At 38.2% G+C, this 22,554-nt stretch carries 15 protein-coding genes, 1 tRNA gene and 1 pseudogene; 11 read left to right on the top strand and 6 right to left on the bottom strand.

The window, feature by feature from the left end:
* Positions 1-631: 631 nt before the first annotated feature.
* Complete coding sequence (locus CMT41_RS09470) at positions 632-1,639, bottom strand: LacI family DNA-binding transcriptional regulator (RefSeq protein WP_058027128.1); 1,008 nt, start codon at positions 1,637-1,639, stop codon at positions 632-634.
* A gap of 164 nt (positions 1,640-1,803) precedes the next feature.
* Here CMT41_RS09470 and CMT41_RS09465 point away from each other — a divergent pair, with 164 nt between their 5' ends.
* The 5 genes from CMT41_RS09465 (at position 1,804) to CMT41_RS09445 (ending at position 7,858) form a co-directional block, all read left to right on the top strand.
* Positions 1,804-2,850: a UDP-glucose--hexose-1-phosphate uridylyltransferase gene (locus tag CMT41_RS09465; protein ID WP_058028193.1), complete on the top strand. Its 1,047-nt coding sequence runs from the start codon at positions 1,804-1,806 to the stop codon at positions 2,848-2,850.
* Complete coding sequence (gene galK / locus CMT41_RS09460; RefSeq protein WP_058027127.1) at positions 2,847-4,004, top strand: galactokinase; 1,158 nt, start codon at positions 2,847-2,849, stop codon at positions 4,002-4,004. Before CMT41_RS09465 ends, galK begins: the two co-directional genes overlap by 4 nt.
* Before the next feature lie 101 nt (positions 4,005-4,105).
* The gene (locus CMT41_RS09455) at positions 4,106-5,680 is read left to right on the top strand and encodes a sodium/sugar symporter (protein WP_058027126.1); all 1,575 of its coding nucleotides are present in this window, start codon (positions 4,106-4,108) and stop codon (positions 5,678-5,680) included.
* Positions 5,681-5,807: 127 nt separating this feature from the next.
* A complete protein-coding gene (gene galE, locus CMT41_RS09450; protein WP_058027125.1) occupies positions 5,808-6,833 on the top strand; it encodes a UDP-glucose 4-epimerase GalE in 1,026 nt (341 codons plus the stop codon).
* Positions 6,833-7,858 (top strand): aldose epimerase family protein, encoded by a 1,026-nt coding sequence (locus CMT41_RS09445; protein WP_058027124.1) that lies wholly within the window; start codon positions 6,833-6,835, stop codon positions 7,856-7,858. Before galE ends, CMT41_RS09445 begins: the two co-directional genes overlap by 1 nt.
* A gap of 61 nt (positions 7,859-7,919) precedes the next feature.
* Here CMT41_RS09445 and CMT41_RS09440 read toward each other — a convergent pair whose 3' ends face one another.
* The 3 genes from CMT41_RS09440 to CMT41_RS09430 form a co-directional block, all read right to left on the bottom strand.
* Positions 7,920-8,324, bottom strand: coding sequence for a hypothetical protein (locus CMT41_RS09440; protein WP_157466345.1), 405 nt, complete (start codon positions 8,322-8,324; stop codon positions 7,920-7,922).
* Between the two features lie 390 nt (positions 8,325-8,714).
* Entirely contained in the window at positions 8,715-12,647 is a 3,933-nt protein-coding gene (locus CMT41_RS09435) for a translocation/assembly module TamB domain-containing protein (RefSeq protein ID WP_058027123.1), read from the bottom strand.
* A complete protein-coding gene (locus CMT41_RS09430; RefSeq protein WP_232299941.1) occupies positions 12,644-14,380 on the bottom strand; it encodes an autotransporter assembly complex protein TamA in 1,737 nt (578 codons plus the stop codon). The genes CMT41_RS09435 and CMT41_RS09430 overlap by 4 nt, the downstream gene beginning before the upstream one ends.
* Positions 14,381-14,907: 527 nt before the next feature.
* Here CMT41_RS09430 and CMT41_RS09425 point away from each other — a divergent pair.
* The 3 genes from CMT41_RS09425 to CMT41_RS09420 all read left to right on the top strand — a co-directional run bounded on the left by CMT41_RS09425 (position 14,908) and on the right by CMT41_RS09420 (position 16,497).
* A tRNA-Ser gene (locus tag CMT41_RS09425) sits at positions 14,908-14,998 on the top strand.
* Positions 14,999-15,920: 922 nt separating this feature from the next.
* Complete coding sequence (locus CMT41_RS18675; protein WP_231733029.1) at positions 15,921-16,115, top strand: hypothetical protein; 195 nt, start codon at positions 15,921-15,923, stop codon at positions 16,113-16,115.
* Complete coding sequence (locus CMT41_RS09420; RefSeq protein WP_232299940.1) at positions 16,084-16,497, top strand: acyl-CoA thioesterase; 414 nt, start codon at positions 16,084-16,086, stop codon at positions 16,495-16,497. The genes CMT41_RS18675 and CMT41_RS09420 overlap by 32 nt, the downstream gene beginning before the upstream one ends.
* A gap of 463 nt (positions 16,498-16,960) precedes the next feature.
* Here the strand turns inward: CMT41_RS09420 and CMT41_RS09415 are convergent, their stop codons facing one another.
* Positions 16,961-17,398 (bottom strand): adenylyltransferase/cytidyltransferase family protein, encoded by a 438-nt coding sequence (locus tag CMT41_RS09415; protein WP_057181065.1) that lies wholly within the window; start codon positions 17,396-17,398, stop codon positions 16,961-16,963.
* 88 nt (positions 17,399-17,486) lie between these two features.
* Between CMT41_RS09415 and CMT41_RS09410 the strand changes: the two genes are divergently transcribed.
* Positions 17,487-17,690 carry a CDP-alcohol phosphatidyltransferase family protein gene (locus tag CMT41_RS09410; protein ID WP_198149736.1) on the top strand — a complete coding sequence of 68 codons (204 nt, stop codon included), beginning with the start codon at positions 17,487-17,489 and terminating at the stop codon, positions 17,688-17,690.
* Positions 17,691-17,757: 67 nt separating this feature from the next.
* Here CMT41_RS09410 and CMT41_RS19115 read toward each other — a convergent pair.
* A pseudogene (locus tag CMT41_RS19115) lies at positions 17,758-18,273 on the bottom strand (transposase); the annotation flags it as partial.
* A 238-nt stretch (positions 18,274-18,511) separates the two neighbouring features.
* On the opposite strand from CMT41_RS19115, the gene CMT41_RS09400 reads away from it, so the two are divergent.
* Both CMT41_RS09400 and CMT41_RS09395 read left to right on the top strand, forming a co-directional pair.
* Positions 18,512-20,620 (top strand): ATP-dependent nuclease, encoded by a 2,109-nt coding sequence (locus tag CMT41_RS09400; RefSeq protein WP_058027119.1) that lies wholly within the window; start codon positions 18,512-18,514, stop codon positions 20,618-20,620.
* The gene (locus CMT41_RS09395; RefSeq protein ID WP_058027118.1) at positions 20,602-22,530 is read left to right on the top strand and encodes a UvrD-helicase domain-containing protein; all 1,929 of its coding nucleotides are present in this window, start codon (positions 20,602-20,604) and stop codon (positions 22,528-22,530) included. Before CMT41_RS09400 ends, CMT41_RS09395 begins: the two co-directional genes overlap by 19 nt.
* Positions 22,531-22,554: the final 24 nt, after the last annotated feature.

Here is a 22,554-nt window from a genome sequence, read left to right as displayed (position 1 = left end):
TAGAGTTCAAATTTCAATCTCACCGACACATTCTAAGAAACCGCAACTTTAACGAGTTGCGGTTTTTTGCTTTCTGACGTTAAAAAAACAAGGGTTTGTAGCGCAGCACCTACGACATAGAGTTTAAATTTCAATCTCACTGCCACATTTAGAAAAACCCGTTAATCGAAAGGTTAACGGGTTTTTTGCTTTTACAATGTTTAAAAGTAGCAAAGGGTTTGTAGCGCAGCACCCACGACATAGAGTTCAAATTTCAATCTCACCGCCACATTCTAAGAAACCGCAACTTTAACGAGTTGCGGTTTTTTGCTTTATGACGTTAAAAAAAACAAGGGTTTGTAGCGCAGCACCTACGACATAGAGTTCAAATTTCTATCTCACCGCCACATTTAGAAAAGCCCGTTAATCGAAAGATTAACGGGCTTTTTGCTTTTACAATGTTTAAAAGTAGCAAAGGGTTTGTAGCGCAGCACCCACGACGTAGAGTTCAAATTTCAATCTGACCGCCACATTCTAAGAAACCGCAACTTTAACGAGTTGCGGTTTCTTTTCGTTTAGAGTGTAGTTGTGCAACAGATATAGGATTTGTAGCGTAAATCCTATGACGTAGAGTTTAAATCTGGATTCACCGCTACTGTTTAAAACTTGTTGACTCTCGTTTAACAAGTCTAGGGATATGCTTGCAGCTTACGCCACTAGTGTTTGTAGGTCGATTTTTTGTTATCTCAAGCCCTATATTGGCGGCTTGCATGGCCATTTCTTCAATGGGGTAATTGAGGGTACTCAATTTTGGTCTAGAATATCTTGACAGTAAAACATCATCGAAGCCGAGTACAGAAATGTCTGATGGCACTTTAAAACCATTATCTTCTAGGGTCGAAATTGCCCCTATTGCCATGGCATCGTTATAAACAAATAACGCAGAAAAACGCTTGCCTGAAGCCAGTAGCTTTTGCGTGGCCATTTCCCCGCCTTGCAGGGTCGGCTCGCCATATTCAATCAGGCTTTCTTCAATATTGGCACCGGCCAATTCAAGTTCGCTTTGAAAACCTTGTAGGCGCAGTAGAGGGTCGTCTATTTGATGTTTACTGGATATGCAGGCAAAGCTTTGATGATTTAAAGCTAATAAATGCCGAGCGGCGATTTTACCACCTTCTAGATTATCTAACCAAACACAACGGTGAGCTATTGCTTCAATATAGCGATCAATCAGTACTAAGCCAGGGACGTTATTGGCTAACTCAATTAAGGCTTCATCCGATAATTTTTTGCTATGCACCACCATGACATCACAGCGCCTTTCAATCAGTAAATTGATGGCCTGCATTTCTGTTGCTGCACTTACTAGTCCGGTACTTAATAATAATTGCATGTTTTTTTTGCGGGCTACTTGTTCAACACCATGAGCTAATGAGGCAAAAAACGGGTCGACTAGCTCAGGAATGACCACACCAATAGTGGTACTTTTTTGTGTGACTAAGGCTCTAGCATTAGCATTAGGGCTGTAGTTTAACTCTTTCACCACCTTTAATACATTTTCAATAGTCTTTTGACTGACTTTTGGACCCTTGTTTAATACGCGTGAAACGGATGCCACTGAAACACCAGCGCTGCGAGCTACGTCTTTTATTGTTGCCATAGGGTAAATGTTTACATGATTAGATTTAGTTAAATACTCAGGGAATATACACTAATTAATAGCTATCCATCAAGATTAACCTTACTAAAAATAGATCTTGCACATAAAAGGGTAAACGTTTACCCTTGGTTTTAAGTTTTCACTTATTCACTTTGAAAAATATTATGACTGTAGAATTTGACCCAACGGAACACCCGCACAGAAGATATAACCCACTTATTGATGAATGGGTGTTGGTTTCTCCTCACCGAGCAAAGCGGCCATGGCAAGGTCAGGTAGAAAAGCTTGATGAGCAGCAAAGACCGGCCTACGACAAAGACTGTTTTTTATGTGCAGGTAATACTCGCATCAATGGTGAAGTTAACGATGACTATAAAGATACCTTTGTTTTTACTAATGATTTTGCCGCGATAAAAAAAGATACTCCAATCGTGAGTAGTGATGATCCACTTTTTAAAATGGCGACAGAGCAGGGCGAAAGTCGTGTTATCTGTTTTTCACCGGATCATAGTAAAACCTTGCCGGAGTTATCAATAGCGGAAATTTCTCATATTGTTGATACTTGGCAAAATCAATGTCAAGAATTAGGACAACGTTATTTATCGGTGCAGATCTTTGAAAATAAAGGCAGTATTATGGGGTGTTCTAATCCACATCCCCATGGACAAATTTGGGCGCAACAACAATTACCGACCTTGGTGATGAAAAAACAAAATGCGCAGTTGGCTTATCTTGAGCAACATGGCAGCAATTTATTGCAAGACTATGTAAACAGAGAAGTCGAAAATAAAGAACGTATTGTGGTGAAAAATGATGATTGGCTAGTGGTAGTACCTTATTGGGCCGCATGGCCGTTTGAAACTTTACTACTACCACGCTTTTCCGTGGCTCGTATAACTGAGCTAAATGCCGCGCAAAAGTTATCTCTCGCAGATATTCTTAAAAAAATCACCATCAAGTATGACAATTTATTTGAGTGTTCTTTCCCTTATTCTATGGGTTGGCACGGTGCGCCTTTTGATGGCCAACAACATGATGAATGGACTCTACATGCCAGTTTCTTCCCGCCACTATTAAGGTCGGCCACGGTGCGTAAATTTATGGTCGGTTATGAAATGATGGCTGAAGCGCAACGAGATATTACGGCAGAGCAAGCAGCCCAAAAATTGTGTGATTTGCCAAATATTCATTATAAGGCGGCAAGTAAATGACTCAAGTGAATATTGGACTGCAAGAACTAGCCCTACAATTATTTGAACAGCAATTTCAACGCTCAGCTGAGCTAGTTTGCCATGCCCCTGGCCGAGTCAATTTAATTGGCGATCATACCGATTACAATGATGGTTTTGTTCTGCCCGCCGCTATTAATTACGGCACTACCATTGCTGCATCAGCTCGCGAAGATAAGGTCATTAAAGTTTATGCTCATGATTGTGACCAACAAACTAATGAATTTAATTTGACTGAGATAGTGTTTGATCAACAGATGATGTGGAGTAATTATGTTAGAGGTACATTACAAGCATTAATGAAAAAGTACCCTGAAATTAATGGCGCAAACTTAGTGGTTACCGGAAATGTACCACAAGGTGCTGGTTTAAGCTCTTCTGCCAGTTTTGAGATTGCTATCTTAAAAGCCTTTAGCCAGCTTTATCAATTAGATTTAAATGGTGTTAATGCCGCGCTTATTGGCCAACAAGCGGAGAATAATTTTGTTGGTTGTAACTGCGGCATTATGGATCAACTTATCTCAGCCCTGGGACAGCAAGGGCATGCCATGTTACTTGATTGCAAAGATTTATCGTTTGAAAATGCGCCTATTCCAGATGATTTAACGCTGTTTATCGTAAATTCCAAGGTAAAACGTGGCTTGGTAGACAGTGCCTATAACTTAAGGCGTCAGCAATGTGAACAAGTTGCCAAGTACTTTGGTGTTTCTGCCCTACGGGAGGTCACCATAGAGCAACTTAATTCAGCCAAAGAGCAACTTGAGCCGGTATTGTTCAAGCGCGCCCGTCATGTGATCAGTGAAAATTCTCGAGCGCTTGCTACTTTCAAGGCGCTTAAAAATAATGATATGGCAACAATCAGTGTCGCGATGAGAGCGTCTCATATTTCTTTGCGTGATGATTTTGAAGTCACTACCAAGGAAATGGATGGCTTAGTTGACATGATTGATGGTGTCTTAGGCTCAAAAGGCGGCGTGCGCATGACCGGCGGTGGTTTTGGTGGCTGTGTGGTCGCTTTAGTGCCAACGGCTTTGGTCGAACAGGTAAAGCAGGTTGTCAACAACAACTATGAGAAGGAATTTGGTTTAAAGCCGAGTATATATTACTGTACGGCGACACAAGGTGCATTTAGATAATTGCTAAAGTTAGAATTGAATAAAGCTAACATTTATAAAAATAAAATATAATAAAACTAATAAAAACAAATAATTACAATTAAAAGTTAAAGGGGAGATATATGGAATTTACCAACAAATTGGGCACGATAGATAGCACCATCTTTATTGTCTATGTCATAGGACTGTTGTGCCTAGCGTTATGGATTTCTCGCAATGAGAAGGCCGAGGGAGCGAATACCGAAGATTATTTTTTAGCCAGTAAATCCTTACCTTGGTGGGCTATCGGCGCTTCTTTAATCGCTGCCAATATTTCCGCTGAACAAATTATCGGCATGTCAGGCTCGGGTTACGCCATCGGTTTAGCGATTGCTTCCTACGAGTGGATGGCTGCCATTACCTTGGTGTTAGTCGGTAAATATATGCTGCCTATTTTCCTGAAAAATGAAATATTTACCATGCCGCAATATCTTGAACAACGCTTTGATAACAAGGTAAAAACGACCATGGCCATTTTTTGGCTGGCGGTCTACACCTTTGTTAACTTAACGGCGGTGTTATGGTTAGGCGGCATGGCTATTGAAACCGTGGCGGGCGTCGATTGGATGTTCGGCATGATTTTTTTAGCGGTATTCTCGGTTGCTTATTCTTTATATGGTGGTTTGAAAGCGGTGGCTTTTACCGACATCTTACAAGTGGTGTTATTAGTCTTGGGCGGCCTGTTACTGAGTTACTTGGCCTTAGATGCAGTTGCTGATGGCCAAGGGGTATTAGTTGGTTTTGGTATACTGACCGAGCAAATGCCAGAGCATTTTGATATGATCTTAAGCCCAGAAAATGAACATTATATGAGCCTGCCGGGCATCTCGGTATTAATTGGCGGCATGTGGGTGATGAATTTTAGTTATTGGGGCTTTAACCAGTATATTATTCAGCGCGCCTTGGCCGCTAAAGATCTTAAAGAAGCGCAAAAAGGCATTGCTTTTGCTGCCTACCTTAAATTGCTGATGCCGATTGTTGTGGTTTTGCCCGGCATTGCCGCGGTTGTACTTTATCCCACATTAACCACACCAGACCAAGCTTATCCATCGATGATGGCAATGTTGCCTGTTGGCATTAAAGGTTTAGTTTTTGCCGCCTTGGTTGCTGCGATAGTGTCATCGTTGGCATCGATGACCAATAGTATTTCTACCATTTTTACCATGGATATTTATAGCCAATTTAAACCGAATGAAAGCCAACGTCACTATGTGCATATCGGCCGTATTGCCGCGTTAGTTTCTTTGTGTATCGCCTTGATCGTCGCTCAGCCATTATTGGGTGAATTTGACCAAGCGTTCCAATACATCCAAGAATTCACTGGTTTCTTTACTCCAGGCATAGTGGTGATATTTGTTCTGGGTATGTTCTGGAAAAGAGCTACCTCAATGGGCGCATTATCGGCCGCCTTAGGCTCGGCAGTATTTTCTTTAATACTTAAGTTTGCTTGGCCTGAACTACCGTTTATGGACCGTGTTGGTTTAGTGTTTTTACTATGTTTAGCGCTTTGTTACTTTGTCTCTATGGCAGGTAAACCGCCTACGGAAGATAGTAGTGTTGATTTATCACAAGTGAGTTTTACCACCACTAAGTCATTTAATGTCGCCGCAGTAGGTGTGGTACTTATTCTTACCGCTTTATATGCCACTTGGTGGTAAACAAAGCGGTACGTAAAGCGCTAAGCAAAATAATCAGCTAAACAGTAAGTTAATAAAGGTCAATTGCCATCCATATGCTAATTAAAAGTATAAGCAATTGACCTTTCATATTTTTAAAGGACACAAAATGCAAGTATTAGTCACCGGTGGCGCGGGGTATATTGGCTCCCATACGGTTTTATCGTTATTAGAAAATAATGTTGACGTTATCGTTTATGATAATTTGGTTAACTCCAGTATTGAGTCAATTGACCGAGTTGAAAAGCTCACCGGAAAGAAAGTTGAGTTTGTTGAAGGTGATATCTGCGACAAAGAGAAATTAAGCCGGGTATTTAAACAATTTTCAATAGATGCGGTTATTCATTTTGCTGCACTTAAAGCGGTTGGTGAATCGGCAGAAATCCCGTTAAGTTATTATCAAAACAATGTCCATGGCACGGTTTGCCTACTGGAAGTTATGCAGCAACATAAGGTACATAATTTCATTTTTAGTTCATCCGCTACCGTTTATGGCGAAGAAAATAATGTGCCCTATGTCGAAACGATGAAACTGGGTACACCTTCTAGTCCCTATGGTGCTAGCAAAGTCATGGTCGAGCGTATACTAGCCGATTTAGCACTATCGGATAGTAAATTTAGAGCTGTATCCCTACGTTATTTTAATCCCATTGGTGCTCATGAAAGTGGTGCTATAGGGGAAGATCCAAAAGGTATTCCCAATAACCTATTACCTTATGTTGCCCAAGTTGCCGTAGGTAAGCGCGACAAGCTCCGCATATTTGGTGATGATTACCCTACTAAAGATGGTAGCTGCGAGCGTGATTATTTACACGTGATGGATTTAGCCCAAGGTCATGTTGCGGCACTAGACTGGTTAAATCGCCACCCTGACTTTAGCGGTGTTGAAGCCTTTAATTTAGGTACAGGAAATGGCGTTTCGGTCTTTGCTATTGTCAAAGCATTCGAACAAGCGATTAATAAAAAAATTCCGTTTGAAGTATCACCAAGACGAGTCGGCGATCTGCCTGCTTTTTGGGCCAATGCTAGCAAAGCCAATAAAGAATTGAATTGGCAAGCCAATCGAAGTCTTGAACAAATGATGACGGATACCTGGCGCTGGCAGTCAAAGAATCCAAATGGATTTTTAATTTAATGACTTATTTGGCAACCGAGCTAGAAACAGCACCAGAATTAGGATCAGCACTGACAACAGTAACATTGACCAATGACTTTGGCATGTCAGTTGAAATTATGAATTTTGGTGCCCGAATTAAGTCAATTAAGTTTCCCGTTAACGCTAAAGCCACGGAAATGATATTGGGCTATGCCTCGGCTAGCGATTACTTAACCGATGAGTTTTATTTAGGGGCAACTTGTGGTCGAGTCTGTAATCGTATTGCCGGTGGTAAGTTTGAGCTTGCTGGTCGTCAAGTTCAGTTAGCCTTAAATGATGGTGACAACTGTTTACACGGCGGACCCGATAATTTTTCCGTACGTTATTGGCAAGTAGATAAAGAAACAGTCACTAATTCTGCAGTGACATTATTGCTTATTTCCCCTAATGGCGATCAAGGTTTTCCTGGAAACTTAGCGTTATCTGTTACTTATCAGTTAAGTGCTGACAATAAACTCAGTATTCAATATTCGGCCAATACTGATTTAGCTACGCCAATAAATTTGACCAACCATGCTTATTTTAATTTGGGTGAAAAAGATTGCCAATCACTCTATTTACAAATGATGTCATCGGCATTGCTTGAAACTGATTCAGCCAATATACCTACGGGTAATATTATCTCGGTAGCAGAGACAGATTATAACTTTAGAGAGCCTGCCGCTATTGGCCATCGACAACAGCATACTGAAGATGAATCCCTTAAAACAAAAAACGGTTATGATCACTGTTTTATTTTGGATAACACGCCGTTTGAACAGCCTAAAGCAATTCTTACTTCACTAAAAAATCAAATTAGTGTGTCTGTTTATACCGACCAAGCAACGATACAGCTTTATACGGGCTTTTACTTAACTGGCAAATTTAGCTCGTACCAAGGTTTATGTTTAGAAGCGCAAAACTATACCGATGCGGACAATCATAAACATTTCCCCAGTAATATATTGATGCCAAAGCAACAATATCAGCGGAAAATTATTTATAAATTTGAGTCGATAAATTAGCTGAGCTGTTATTTGACAGACAAAGATAAAATCTATTAATAGTTTTACCAATATTAATATGTTATCTCGGGGTAGCCATACAACTTCTTAGCCAAGCATTAGCACTATGGTTATCATAGAAAAAGCGATGCTCTACGCCGGCCTCAGTGTAAGCTTTTTTGCAAATGTCATGAGTGGTTGACGGAGTAAGGCTATGCTGCAAGTTGATGGCGACAGCACGTACTTGCACTGTTTTTAAATAGTTGGTGAAGTATGCCATCGCTTCAGGTGTTGCTAGTGCCTCATCGCGAAGTATGACTAAGCCAGTATAGTTATTCATATTTAGCTGTGGTATAAGTTTCGCTAATTTTTCCGCCATAAGTTCAAAAAACTCAGTATTGCAAGGTCCTGAAATATCCATAGAAACTAGGTCATTATCCAGCTGAATATCGATACTTCCGTGTGGAAGAAAGTGAGACTTTAGCATGCGTTGCTCGGATAGAATTTAGAATGAGTAAATATCATAGTGTCAATAAAAGGTCAATAATAGGTTAATGATGTTATCAGCTAATATACTAGCAATCCCTATGAAACTCTAATTTAAAAATAATGCTCGTTATAAATGGCAATAAACATAGCTGTCGTTTTTGATTTAACGCTATATTTTATTCTTTATCGTAAGGGCTGATGCTCGACTATGATATTTTTTTTCGATTAAAAACCTTACCATCAACTTCTTTTAAACTCAGTGTGATTTGTGGATCGTCTTGTTGCCAATCAATGAGTAATTCACCGTAATTTACTTTATTGATGAAATCCCCGACGCGATGCTTATTTATTTTGAATATTTACCAGACAAAACGTTTATCTATGGCCTTCAATCAATATCAAAGGAATAATAGAGATCACTTGATTGTTCAATGCCACTGACAATTTCTAACCATAAGCGATTAAGTAAATACAGCCTTACCGTCAATTCATTAATAGGCTCAAAGACACCAATACCATATTTTACATAGATACGGTTGCCAATATAGCCACTTATGATCGCTTGTGTGGTATCGCCTTCGCCTTCAGTATCTATAGCAATATTACTAATAAATGGTAGCTGTTCTAATCGATCAAATAAGCCGACACTATTCGTTACGCCAAAACCAATGAGCATACTTGCCGCTGCTGTGCCATTACTGCCACCAGAATCTAAACCTCGCCCTCTGGCTAAATAAGACAGTATTTCAGGCGCTTCCATCGTTGGTGTCGAGAATAGTTGTATAGCTAAAGTGTCAGCTAAGCCAGTTATTTTTAGTCCAACTTCAATATCTTCGGCTTTAATATGTCTACTCGCACGTAAATTAAAGTAGGGATTATTAATCGGCCCGTTAAAGCTCAGTTCTCCTTTTTCAATCGTTAATCGTTGTCCGTAGGCTTGGTAGGTACCCTTTGCTGATTGAATATTACCGAAAATTTGTAACGGTTGATTCAGCTGCTGACTAACGTGTAATTGGCCAAACAAATTACTTTTTAACCCTTGGCCAGAGACTTTAAACGCTTTGGTGATATGAATGCTGACATTGGTTGTAATATCAAACCCAGATGATTTTTTAACAACTTCCCGTCCATATTGATCAACTATAATGACATCATCACTTAAGGTAATACTGCCTTGTGGCAGTTTTTCAATATTATAACTACCGTCTAGCACAGTTACATTGCCACTAATGGTTAATACTTTATCTTGCACAGAGAAATTCAATGCGGGTGATATTGTCATTAGCAATTGTGGCGGAAATACTAAGGGTATCTGCTTGGCAGTAAGATCTAACTCCATAGTAAAACCATCTTGCCAGCCAAGCTGACCCTTTAACATAGCCGGGTCACCTTTTATAGAAAATTCCCCAAGCAGCGTTGCCTGATTATTGTTAATGTGCAGTTCAGCGTTAATGTCTGTCAGTTTGTTGGGGTTTTGACTCAATAATAGCTCGCCACTCTCTAGTGCTAAACTACCGTTGACTACAGGAGCCTTTATTGTACCGCTAACGCTTAGCATGGCCGTTACCAAACCTTGTAAATGAACTACCTTGCTAATTAGTGCTTGAAAAGGTTGTAAATTAAACTGATTAACTTCTATTTGCCCATCAATGGGAAAATCATCAATAAAGTCAATTTTTGAGTTGATGTTAATAAGTACTTGTTCTTGAATATCTTGTAACTGAAATTTACTGGTAAATTGCTTTTTGTTTACCTTGAACGAAAACCCACCTTGGTGCCACTGGCCAATTTGTTGTTCATGGTACTCGTCATTTACCTTTATGTTACCTGACGACAAGGCAAAGTTAGCCTGTGCCGATATTGCCTGAGTGGGTGACCATTGTGCGGTTATCTCACCGGTAACCTTACCCTTTAGTTGTACCCCCTCGGGTAAAATCAATTCATCCATTAAGGATAAATCTATGTTTAACCCTAAAGTAATATCACCTGATGCACCCACAATGGTATTGTCAGGTAAACATACTTTAACTGCTGTACCTTGCCAGCAATGTTTCTCGATGAGTAACTGCTGTTTATCTAGATTAAAAGCTAAAGAAAAAGCGTTATCATTGCGCCAAGTGATGTCTTTATACGTTAAGGCACTGTATTCAACTATGCCTTGCCAATCGTTTAGGGCGTTATGCCATTGACCTGACAATTTTAGTTTGCCCGCCAAATCGCCGTACCAATCGAGCTGTAATTGCTGCTGATTAAAGTCACCAGAAAAATTAAGCGCTATATCTTGCAAACTTAGGCTGTCGTTGTTAACAGTGATGTGCAAACGTTCATTTTGTATTGTTAGCTGGATTCTATGATTATTAAATGGCTGATAAACCGCGGTGATTTCTAGCGAGGGGCTATAAAACTGCTGCCAATGTAGCTGCTTTAGCTTACTATTAAGGGTAATAATGGGCTGGTGTTTATTGCCCTTAATGGTGAAATTACTGGTAATAGCGCCGCTAGCCAATGGATACCAGCGGTTAATCTCACTAATTCTGAGTTGACCGTTAACATGCCAGTTATTATCGCGGGACGTTTGTAAGGTTAATTGATCATTATCAATGGCTATTAGCAGCTTACCTTGTGATAAATCACCCGATGAGAAGTAGCCAGATTGATTTAAGGCTATGTCGCCTTGAATGACTAGCTCCGAATCATTAATGCGGCCAGAAACATCGGTATCCGTAATAGCGAGTGACCATTGTGACTTAGACCAAGAGCCAGTACTGGCAAATTTCCCTCGAATTCGACCATTGATAACATCTGGTAATATGTCTTCAATAAAGCTGGTTTTGGCTTCAGTGCTTTTGTCTGCACTGGCGTTGGCGCTGGTGTTAATGTTGAACTCAGTGTTTTCTGGAAAAACTAACGCTTTAAGGTTAATTTCTGGCAAGGTAAAACCAGCAGAGTCAGCAAATAATTGCCACGTTATTTCTTTAGACTGAAAATCTATATGCCCGTGTAAATTTAATTGACTATTCGAGTCTGGCTCGTTAAATGCTAATTTATCCAGGCTAATTAAACCTTGTTGGTGATGAGCGGATAACTTTAATTGGGCATTTTTATAACCATAACTATTGAGCTGGCTGCTTAATTTAACTGTTTGCTGGCTTAAATCACCAACCAGATCTAAGTAAAGTGATGAAGGCTGGCCGTATTGCGCTAAAGACCAGGGCAGGGGTAGTTTATCGGCCGATAATTGTAGCTCAAAAGGAAGTTGCTGGTGGGTTAAGTTAATTGTCCCTTGGCTGTTTAATACCACGCTACCCTGACTGGTTAGCTTTACGTTTAATTGATCAACGCTACCTTGCAATCTTATGTCTAGGGTTGAATCAGACGCTTCCGGCCAAAGTGGTATTTTATCTAATCGGGCAACCAACTGAGCATTAATTTTATAAGGCGGTATCAGTTGCGTGTTTAGCGCTAAATGTTTTATGGCATAGTCTGCTGTTGAGGTCTTAAACTCCGTTATATTGACATCACTTTTAGCCCAAGTGCCAGTGAGTTGGTTTTGTTGATAAGGCCATTGGATATCATTATTAAGGGTACTATTTAGTGTGATGTTTTTCTGTGTTTGATCATCGACTATGCGTAACTTATCAACGAATAATTGTTGAATATTTAACGATATGGGTAAATAGACTTTTGGTAGTGTACTAAAAGCAGCATATATTGAATTTGTGCTATTACTGTTTTCAGCGTTATTTTGTTGAGAACTATTGTTTTCATTGTTGCTATTTTTGTCGAACGTTATGGTTAATTTGTCGGCATTTGGCTGCAAGATAGTAAATTGACTTGCCTTAATATCTACTTGCGCGGTGAACTGCTCAATATCTATTACCGTTTGGTTAATGACTAAATGGCTGTTATTAATTGTTATTGCTTGCGCTTCAATGGCAAAGGGCATAACAAACAAACGCTCATCATTTACCGTATTACTCGCACGCTTAGCCGCCGTTTTATTTTTTGTATAGGTTAGCGAAAAGCTAGCTAGCTTAAGTGATTTAATACATAACTTTTTTTGCCAACTACATGAAAAATCAATTTCAGCAACTAAATCCTTAATCTTAATGTCTAAAGTCGTTAAGTTAAGATGAAAAGAGTTGAGTTCAATGTCTCTGATTAAGGAGCCAGCTTTGTAGTCTGCATGAATGCCATCAATGTTGTTCAGTAAGCTAATCGTTAAGCGGCTGCCTATAGGTGTGGTCAGTAAAATAGTGACTAAACAAAGTAATAGCGTTAACCATTTTGCTATTTTATAGGTTATTCTGCGCCAGATCACAGTTCGGCGCCTAAGTTGATATGAATGCGCCAGTTGCTATCATCACCATCAATGCCATAGGCGAAATCAAATTTTACCGCGCCCACAGGGGAGATATAGTGTAAACCTGTGCCAAAAGAATACACGGGTTTAAATTCACCTTTATTGGCGGCGCTGCCACCATCAGAAAATAGGGCAATACGCCATTTATCGTTCAGGTAATATTGATATTCTATGCTTGCTACTAAGAGGCGAGTACCGCCGACAACGATAGGCTCGCCTTGCTCAGGATCAGATGATGAGGGAATCGTTGCACCAATAGATTGATAGGCAAATCCCCTAATGCTTTGATCACCACCGGCATAAAAACGTAATGATGGCGCTAATTCTGCGTCTCTATCCACATAAATGGCGCCAAACTCGGCGCGGGTAACCAGACGGTGATTAGTTTTCAATGTGGTAATGTAATTCCAACGGGCATGAATGCGAAAGAAACTATTGTCCGAACCTGCTTTTAAATGCGCCCCTTCTATATTATAGGTTTGGCGAAAGCCTTCACTGGGATCTAATGGCGGGCCTGAGCGCTTTGTTTTTGACCAAGTAATGCCAGGAATAAGATAACTTGCTGCATCTAACTCAGACCAATCAATATTCGGTACTTGCTCATCAAGTTCGTATTGCCAGACCTCTTTATGATAACGAGTATAAATTTGCCTTTGCCATTTATTATTACTGACCAGCCTGCCAATTTGAGTGGAATAAAATTTTGTTTTTTGCTCAGCATAATCCACATTTTCAATGTTCATTTGAAATTGCAGTAAATCTCGGCTTAGGTGGTTTAAAGGAATACTATAAATAAATTTACCTGTTGGATTTATTTCAGAATATTCAAATTTAGTTTCTTGAAAGTGTCCATATTTATTAATTAAAGGCGTACGCCAAGCCGCAGAAAGACGAAAATCGGTATCGGTGGCATAACCAATGCCCAAGTCGAATTGATGACTTTTAGCGGGCGTTAGAGCAACATTAATGGGTAAAGTATATTGGTGATTAATATTATCCTCAATTTTATCTGCGGGCACTGCGATGATGCTGCCAAAGTACTGAGTAGCTTCCAGTTGATGCTGTAGTTGGTGAAAAGCGCTGGTACTATAATATTGATTTTTCTGAAAGGGGATTAAATTGGATAACAATTCAGGCTCTAGATCAAAATCATTAAAGGTAACGTCGCCAAACCGGTAACGAGGGCCACTGGTATAGCGCAAAGTAATATCAGCGTAATGATATTGATTTTTGATCACTATTTTACTTTCAGTTAATGCACCATTGAAATACCCACGCTGTAAAGCTAAAGAAAGCAAATCCGCTTTTAACTTTTCATACTTGCCATGATGAAGGTTTTCACCTGGTTTAATCCCATGATTATTAAGTAATGCTTGGAAGGCGGGGTCTTGACTCGCTTCACCATCAAGGCTAATAATCACTTTATCTATTAAGGTAGCAGCGTTTAACGTTATGTTAAGGTTAAGCAGCCATGGCTTTGCACTCGTTTTTTCAGTAATAGTATTGTTGTCAATTACTTGGCTAATAATCTCTGCTTGATAATAGCCTAGCGCTTGTAGTGCTTCGCGGGTGTTATCTTTGGCGCTATAAATAAAAGCAGAGCGCTCTAAGACACTATTGGGTAACTTACCTAAATGAGCACGTATATTGTTATGGACAACTTTTGGCAATTGGCCGTTGAGTGTGACCACTAAATTACTGGCGTAAACAGAGTGACTTAAGATAAGTATAAAAAATCCGCTGGCTAATGCCCTAAAATAAAACACTATACGCTAAGCCAATAATCAGTGGGTATCATAATGCTAACGTCGCGACCTAGGATAAAAACGATGAATTAAACGGTATTTTTAGCTATTATCGCATAAATACAAATATAAAAGCGATTATAGATGTATAAGAAAAGTCCTTACTATAAAATTTTATTAGTTATGTTTTATAGGGTTAGCATTAAAAGAACTAGCCGGTGATTTATCCTATCATGCAACTCATATCTATTTGTTAACCACTGTCACACCTTAAGTAAATAATATTTTATTTGAAAGTAAAATCAGCAAAGGTTTGCTTATTTTTAAAACAACTTGCTTATTTAAAAGCCGAACAAACAGTTTAGATGACTTTATTTAACATTTTTCGCATTTAACGCTTTACAAAGAAGGTGCCAGTATTTAGAATGCGCCCACTTTCGAGGAATAGCAAAACCTTTCCTTTTAAGTAACTTGGTGAGATGGCTGAGTGGTCGAAAGCACCGGTCTTGAAAACCGGCGAGGGTTTGTAGCCCTCCTAGAGTTCAAATCTCTATCTCACCGCCACATTTAGAAAAACCCGTTAATCGAAAGGTTAACGGGTTTTTTGCTTTCTGACGTTAATAAAAACAAGGGTTTGTAGCGCAGCACCTACGGCATAGAGTTCAGATATCTATCTCACTGCCACATTTAGAAAAACCCGTTAATCGAAAGGTTAACGGGTTTTTTGCTTTCTGACGTTAAAAAAAACAAGGGTTTGTAGCGCAGCACCTACGGCATAGAGTTCAAATCTGGATTCACCGCCACATTCTAAGAAACCGCAACTTTAACTAGTTGCGGTTTTTTGCATTTAAAGTGTTTAAAAGTAGGTAAAGGGTTTATAGCGCAACACCCACGACATAGAGTTCAAATTTCAATCTCACTGCCACATTCTAAGAACCCGCAACTTTAACGAGTTGCGGTTTTTTGCTTTCTGACGTTAAAAAAAACAAGGGTTTGTAGTGCAGCACCTACGACGTAGAGTTCAAATCTGGATTCACCGCCACATTCAAAGGGCTGCACAATGTGCAGCCCTTTCTCGTTTTAGACACTTCCGAACATAATCGCTATGTCAGCTCAATCTTTGATAAATTCGTTGTAAGGTTTAGTCTCCTTCAAAGACATTCTCAACCCAAGAAAATAAGGATCATTTATTGATGACTTAGCTGGTATCAAAGCTAATACATCTGAGTATAGTGCTGCTTCCTTGTTTGCTTTTGATGATGTTGGACCTGGAAAAAATAAAGTGATTTTTGCTCAAAATGAAATTACGCATTTATAGTTTATAAGTGATAGAAATGACAATGTCAAAAGAGGGTTTACTTACTCAATAAATCATCTATCAAAATTATCTAGTTAACTAATACTTGAATACACTCAAAACATACTGCAAGTTCAAATTACTTTTATTTAATTACTTTGTTATGACTTAATTACTTACCTTGAAGATTTGATACAACGTTTAGGGTTACCTAACTCATTAAAAGCAATGAACATAGCCGAAAATAAATTAGCCATGTTGGCACAAGATGCCATGATGCAAACGCGTTTATTGGTTAATAATCCTAAAGATGTGCTATATGAAGATGTCTTGGCTATTTACCAAGCCGCTTATGAAAGAAATTACCACGCGTTGGATGGATAATGACGTCTACGGGCATGTCAATAATGTCACCTATTATTCTTACTTTGATAGCATTGCCAATAACTACCTTATTGAACATGCCGGTTTCGATATTCAAACCAGTCCAATTATTGGTTATATCGTAAGTTCAGCCTGTAATTATTATACGAGCATCGCTTTTCCAGACAAAATTTTTGGCGCTTTTCGAGTAAACAGAATAGGTAACTCTTCAGTTGAATATGGCGTGGCAATATTTAAACAAGGACAAGAGTCTGCATGCGCTTATGGCACTATGACCCATGTATTTATTGATAGAGTAACCGAAAAACCAGCAAAAATTGAGGGTGTGTTAAAGGCCGCGTTTGAGCAGGCGTTAATTTCTTCGAATGACCCTTTAAAGTAAGTCCTAGTCTATGTTAACTAGACCTAGGCTTATTACTGCGGGAGAGTAATAAAATATCACACTCAAAACACCGTTAGCTTACGGTTATCTGTTTTTTATTGGTCATTGATTACGAGATAAGGAACACTGTTACCACAAAATAGACATTATTTAATTTGGTTAAAATAGTGATTAGGATTATATTTTGTATCAATAAAGAAACTTAAAATCAGGTCAAAAAAAAGCGTTCACCTGAATTCAAGTAAACGCATTATAAGAACACCTATCGGTATTAAAGTTCCCTGTTCCACACATAATAATTTAATATAGACCGTTTCTACCACACTGCCGACATTAGGCTTAAACTGTAAAAACAGGGTTTGGATTAGATTTTGTACCAACGCCCTGCATCCGGGGACGGGCGAAGCGGAAGTCCCTTAGATGCTTTTGTTATTTATATAAGACATTACACAAGTTTATTTTATCATTTGTTATATGTATTTGCATCAATTTGATATTGAGCGATAATTTGTGCTTTGATTTTAGTCGATGAATTATGCGGATGATAGTTAACCTGAACAATTTTCTTACCATTATCTTTTAAATATTCTTCTACACCCTGATTATGAGGTTTTCTCCCCCAGTCTTCGCCAATCACAAAAATATCAGCCTTAACTTCCTTACAAACAGCGATATAATCAAGTTCATGGTAGGGAAGTGCGATATCCACACAGTCTAGAGCAAGAAGCATTTTTATACGTTGCTCAAGAGGAATAACCGGAGCATTAGGCTTATACAATTTAACAACTTCGTCAGAGGCAACACCAACGGCAACTGTATCACCTAAGCTAGCGCAGTATTCCAACAAGGCAAGGTGACCAACATGCAATAAATCAAATGTACCGACTGTATAAACAACCATTCTCTTATAATCCTATGATAGTAATAATTTCGCAGCCAAGATAGCACACTTCAAATGAAGTAGAACTGAATAATTACAAGGAACCAGAATGACAACAGAAACTCAGCAACCAACCATACCCTCTTATGTAAAGGATATTCCCAACTTTTGCTCTCTTGCTGGTCTGGCTTGTACAGTACTTGCAATTTATTTTTGTATCATAGGTGTTTATGCAGCCGCTATGATTTGCATGATTTGGGCTGTTACTTTTGATTGGGCTGATGGACTGGTTGCACGAATAATGAAGGGGTGAACAGGAACCGATAGTGCCTTTGGCGGGCAGCTTAATGTATTAATAGATATTGTAAGTTATGGCGTTACGCCACGCCTCCACGCTTTCTTGGTGGCCGCGGTAAGTTGCGTTGACCTTTAAACGACTCAAGAAAAAAGGTTTCATCAGCTTCAACAATCCCTTCTTCATGCAACGCTTGATGCGTGTTAGCGATTTCTAGAAACCGGTGACGCCAAAGAAATGCTGTGTTCTTATCAACACCGCATAATGTGGCTGCTTTTCTAATACTCAACCCATCAATTAATGTTTGAGCATAGGTTAGCCACTTATCGCGTTGGCGTAATCTAGCCAGTGGCGTTTTAGTTAATGGATTACATGTTTTTTGACAGGTTGCACACCGATAACGGGGCAGTCCATGGCTTGAACCCCATGATTTTAATAACGTTGACTGACAGTGAGGACATCGTTGCAAAGTTGCCTGAACTGATAAGACTTCTTCTGCCGATAATTCAGTCTGTCCTAGTCTGTGATGAAGTCGTTGTCGCTGACTCGGCGATAACAATGTAAGCTGCTGTAAAAAAGGAGTAAATTGTTGTTCATTCATGAGTGTCACCTTGGAAGTTATTCACACATAAATTAAGTATGGTTCCTTTGCAACAATTTACTCAGACATAGCCTTTTTATTGCGTGAAATCACGTTTGTATTTATCTCCTAGAGATATGTTTTGCTTATAATTATTAATGTGATACGGTCTAGTTTAAAGGGCAGAATATTGCATGAAAGATTTAAGGGACACAGCTTAAATCGAAATTTAAGCTTAGGCATTTATTAAGGACTAAAATTGGAAATATCAAAAATTCAAATCAAAAACTTCAGGTTATTAAAAGATTTTTCTTTAGATCTTGAAGATGAACTGTCGTTGATTATAGGTAAAAATAATACAGGGAAAACTTCCGTATTAACCGCGCTTGATAAATTTATTAATCCATCAAGCCGTAAAGCAATTACGCTAGATGATTTCAATGTTGGATTAAAAAAAGAGCTGGTTGAATATCTCTCCGGTAGCAAAGTGCTGCCTAATGAGAACGACTATCAACCGTTAGGAATAGAACTTAAAATATATATCGAATATACGGAGCAAGACGATCTATCGCAAGTCCGTTTATTAATAATGAGTCTCGATCCTAGTGATAATAACATTGTCCTTAAATTTGAATACAAGATTGGCCATGAACAACTTCTCAAGCTTAAAGGTTATTATGCTGAGCAGTCTGAAAAGTTTAACAATAATCCTGAGTTATTTCTTAAAGAGCACCTTTTAGATTATTTTGGTTCTGTTCAAAAGAAAAGCCTTCTATTCTCAGATGAAACAGTTTTCATCGACCTTGTAAAAGAGAATATTCACCTCACCAATATCTTGTCATTTGATTATATTAGTGCCAAAAGGAGTGTAACGAATAAAGAAAGTGATAAAACATTATCACTTCAAACAGCAAAAATTTATAAACGAACAGACGATTCTGAAGAACAAATTGATGCATCTGACAGATTTAAACAAACCCTTCGAAATACTGATAAAGAGTTAAGTACAATATATGCTGACATGTTTGATGGTTTAATCAAGAAGGTTAATCAATTTGGAGGTGTCAATCCTACAGATACTAAACTTAAAATAGCCTCAACGCTTCAGCACCGTGATTTACTCGATGGTAATACTACGGTGATGTATTCTCATGATTCTCACGATCTGCCAGAGCATTATAATGGTTTAGGGTATATGAATCTGATAAGTATGATCTTTGATATTGAAATGGTCATGGGGAAGTTTCGCCGCACACTTAAGGAGAAACCTGCCGCGATTAATCTGTTTTTCATTGAAGAACCTGAAGCACACACTCATCCTCAGATGCAATATATCTTTATCAAAAATATAAAATCATTATTAAAAGAAAATCGAGAACGTGAAGATGGTATCACTATTCAACTTCAGACGGTGATTACAACACATTCATCTCATATTGTTTCTGAATGTGATTTCAATGATATTAAATACTTACGTAAAAATAATTCAACCTACGACGTTAAAGCCAAAAACCTCAAGGCACTTCAGGATGAATATAAATCAGGAGATGATATTGAAGATGCTAAATTAAAAAGAGATTTTAAATTTTTAAAGCAGTACCTGACCTTAAATCGAGCTGAGCTGTTTTTCGCTGATAAAGCCATTTTTATTGAAGGAGATACTGAAAGAATATTAGTCCCAGCCATGATGAAAAAAATTGACCAAGAGTTTAGCTCCCCTGATGAAACACCCTTATTGTCTCAAAATATTTCATTGGTAGAGGTTGGTGCTTATTCACAAATATTTGAGAAGTTCATTGACTTTATTGGTATTAAGTCGTTGGTGATCACCGATATTGATAGCCAATACACACAAGAGATCGTTGACGGGCAGAAGACCAAGAAAAAAACGATTAAGTGTAAGCCGTCAGACCCTTTAGCAAATAAAACTTCAAATGCATCTTTAAAGTTCTTCTTTGGTGATCACGATTTAGATTTTTATAAAAATTTATCAATCGATGAAAAGGTCTTAAGAAAAGTTGATACCCAATGGATTCAAGATCCAGATGGATATTTTCTTATGGTTTACCAAACAGAAGAATCAAGGTACCACGGACGCAGCTTTGAAGATGCTTTCTTTAGTTTAAATAAAGCATTGTTAGGTAATGATGCAGAAAATTTCCCGTCATTAACGAAAAAACATTTCAACAAATTTGTTGATGATGCCGATGGAGATCCATATGTATTTGCTGAAAAGGCGGTAAATAGCAAGCCAACACTTGCGATTGAGATACTGCTGAATAGTGAAAAAGTTGGTGAACATGAATTTAGTAATTGGCAAGTACCTAGCTATATCAAGGAAGGATTATTATGGCTACGCAAGAGTTAGATATATCCCAACTTACGTCTGAATCTCAACAAGTTATTCAATTAATCAGGCAAGGCCATAGCTTCCTTTTAAGTGGTGGTGCGGGTAGCGGTAAAACCTACTCTCTTGTTGAAGTATTAAAAGCTGTATTGGTTGAAAAGCCAACGTCTTCGATTGCTTGTATTACCTATACTAATGCAGCAGTGCATGAGATTGAAGAGCGTGTTCAACATGACCAGCTTCATGTATCGACTATTCATGATTTTTTATGGCGTAATATTAAACATTTTCAGTGTGAGTTAAAGTGCACTTTGATCGAATTGATGAATGATGATGAGCAGCCGAAAATAAAATCACCTGATGGAGAGACTGTTGCGGTTGATTTTTTTAATGAACTTGAAAGTGACATTAAATATAAAGAATTTGTAAAAATTAAAGATGGGTGTATCTCTCATGATGAGGTGTTAATTCTAGCTTGTAAAATGTACGAGAAATATGAAAAACTTTGTACGATTACTAAAGATTCCTACCCACTTATTCTCGTTGATGAGTATCAAGATACAGACCCAAATGTTGTCAAATTATTACTTGAACATTTAAATCAATCTCCAAAAAACAACATTGTTGGTTTTTTCGGTGATGCGATGCAATCTATTTACCCTGGCAGTGTCGGGAATTTAAATGAATATACTCAACAAGTTCCACCGCGTGTTACTGAAGTCAAAAAAGTACAAAACCGACGGAACCCTCAACTCGTTATTGATCTCGCCAACAAAATAAGAACTGATGGTTTATTGCAAGAGCCATCTAAAGATATTAATGCCCCCAATATGAATGCAGATGGCACAGCAAAGCAAGGGACCGCACTTTTCCTATATTCTAATAATGATGATTTAGATGTTGTTCGCCATAACTTGGCTTGGGATTTTGATGATTCTACGAAGACTAAAGAGCTTAACCTAACTCATAACCTAATTGCAGGGAAAGCAGGTTTTGATGATTTAATGCGTATTTACGATAAAGATAAAGTTTTAGAATTTATTAAGCGTGTTAAGGGCTATATCAAAAAGGATGATAATAAAATAGAAACTGAAGGGAAAACATTTAAGCAAGTATATGGGGAATTAGGTGGTTTAAAAGATGATGTTCCTAAACTACTAGCGCCTACCAAAGGACAGCGAGAATATATAGATGCTAACCCTCAAGCATATCATTTTGCATTCGAGCAGCCTTACGATGAAATATCCAAACTCTACATTGATAAAGATATGTTGCTTGATGACAAAAAAAACAATGCGGAAGACTTAAGTAAACCTGCCTCTAAAAGAGATGATTTGATTAAACATTTATTTAAAATAGAACACTGTATTCATTTGTATAAAGAAAAACGATTCAATGAGTTTTCACGAATAACTGATTTTTCAATTACTTCAGTAGAAGATAAAAAATGCTTAAAAGAATCAATGGATGCATTGATTGAAGTAGAAGAACGATCTATTGGCGATGTGATAGGCTTTGCAAGCACACTGAACCTTGTTGTTGTAGATGATAAATTAGAAAGGTTTCAAATATCTAGAAATTATGTTTACCAACAAATCTGTCAAATACCTTACCAACAATTTAGAGATTTATATCAATATCTAGAAGGTTATACTCCCTTTTCAACGCAGCATAAGACTAAAGGTGCTGAGTACTCTAATGTACTTGTCGTTTTAGATAATGGTAAGTGGAATAGTTACAATTTTAACTATTTATTTGAAGGTAATGGCAACGATAATGTACGTCATAAAACAGAAAAAATATTTTATGTTTGTTGTACAAGAGCGAAAGAAAATCTTGCTGTTTTTTTTCATCAACCTAGTGCTAATGTTATCGCTAAAGCCAGTGAATGGTTTGGTGTTGATAATATTGTTAATTTGGATGAGATATAGCAATATTTTAAGTACACCATAAAT

Origin of the sequence: Colwellia sp. MT41, assembly GCF_001444365.1 — a bacterium.
GTDB lineage: Bacteria > Pseudomonadota > Gammaproteobacteria > Enterobacterales > Alteromonadaceae > Colwellia > Colwellia marinimaniae.
This window is presented reverse-complemented; position numbering and strand designations above follow the sequence as displayed.

Coding starts and splice junctions, on each gene's coding strand:
- CMT41_RS09455 (WP_058027126.1), top strand. CDS start 4,106: ATGGAATTTACCAACAAATTGGGCACGATAGATAGCACCATCTTTATT.
- galE (WP_058027125.1), top strand. CDS start 5,808: ATGCAAGTATTAGTCACCGGTGGCGCGGGGTATATTGGCTCCCATACG.
- CMT41_RS09445 (WP_058027124.1), top strand. CDS start 6,833: ATGACTTATTTGGCAACCGAGCTAGAAACAGCACCAGAATTAGGATCA.
- CMT41_RS09420 (WP_232299940.1), top strand. CDS start 16,084: ATGAAAGAAATTACCACGCGTTGGATGGATAATGACGTCTACGGGCAT.
- CMT41_RS09440 (WP_157466345.1), bottom strand. CDS start 8,324: ATGCTAAAGTCTCACTTTCTTCCACACGGAAGTATCGATATTCAGCTG.
- CMT41_RS09410 (WP_198149736.1), top strand. CDS start 17,487: ATGACAACAGAAACTCAGCAACCAACCATACCCTCTTATGTAAAGGAT.
- CMT41_RS09415 (WP_057181065.1), bottom strand. CDS start 17,398: ATGGTTGTTTATACAGTCGGTACATTTGATTTATTGCATGTTGGTCAC.
- galK (WP_058027127.1), top strand. CDS start 2,847: ATGACTCAAGTGAATATTGGACTGCAAGAACTAGCCCTACAATTATTT.
- CMT41_RS09395 (WP_058027118.1), top strand. CDS start 20,602: ATGGCTACGCAAGAGTTAGATATATCCCAACTTACGTCTGAATCTCAA.
- CMT41_RS09465 (WP_058028193.1), top strand. CDS start 1,804: ATGACTGTAGAATTTGACCCAACGGAACACCCGCACAGAAGATATAAC.
- CMT41_RS09470 (WP_058027128.1), bottom strand. CDS start 1,639: ATGGCAACAATAAAAGACGTAGCTCGCAGCGCTGGTGTTTCAGTGGCA.